The 527-nt window shown below is 76.7% G+C and carries 1 protein-coding gene; it reads right to left on the bottom strand.

What is annotated here, in order from left to right; translation table 11 throughout:
* The coding region (locus ACYVE9_RS30520; RefSeq protein ID WP_461031083.1) for an endonuclease V at window positions 1-527 on the bottom strand (527 nt) is incomplete at both ends.

Genomic DNA, 527 nt, shown 5'->3' on the forward strand with positions numbered 1-527 from the left:
CGGGGCTTCGGGCGGCGGCGGTGTCCCCGGCCGCGGGCGTTCCGACAGCGGCGCGTACGCGCCGCGTGCGTCGGCGAGTTCGGCGTGCCGGAAACCGAACGGGTTCTTGGCGACGCCGATCGACGGCAGGCCGGTGAGCACGCCCAGGTGGCAGGCGAGGCCGAAGCGGCGCGGATGGGCCAGTCCGTAGCCGTCGCACACCACCAGGTCGGGGGTACGGCTCAGGCGCCCCAACGCCTCCAGGACGGCGGGCAGTTCACGGAAGGCGAGCAGGCCCGGGACGTAGGGGAAGGGCACGTGCCCGGCCGCCGTGGCCTGCTCGACGACGGCGAGGCTGCCCGAGTCCAGCAGCACCGCCGCGGCGGCCACGGCGTTGCGGGAGTCGTCATAGGCGACGTCCACGCCAGCGAGCAGGGCGCCGGGGGCGCCCGGGACGGGCCCGGCGTCCTCCACCCGCACCAGCCGGCGCAACCGCTGCTGCACGGCGACGGCTTCCGCCTCGTCCGCGGGGGTGCGATGCGGCGAGA

The sequence above is a fragment of the Streptomyces sparsus genome (genome assembly GCF_054776295.1).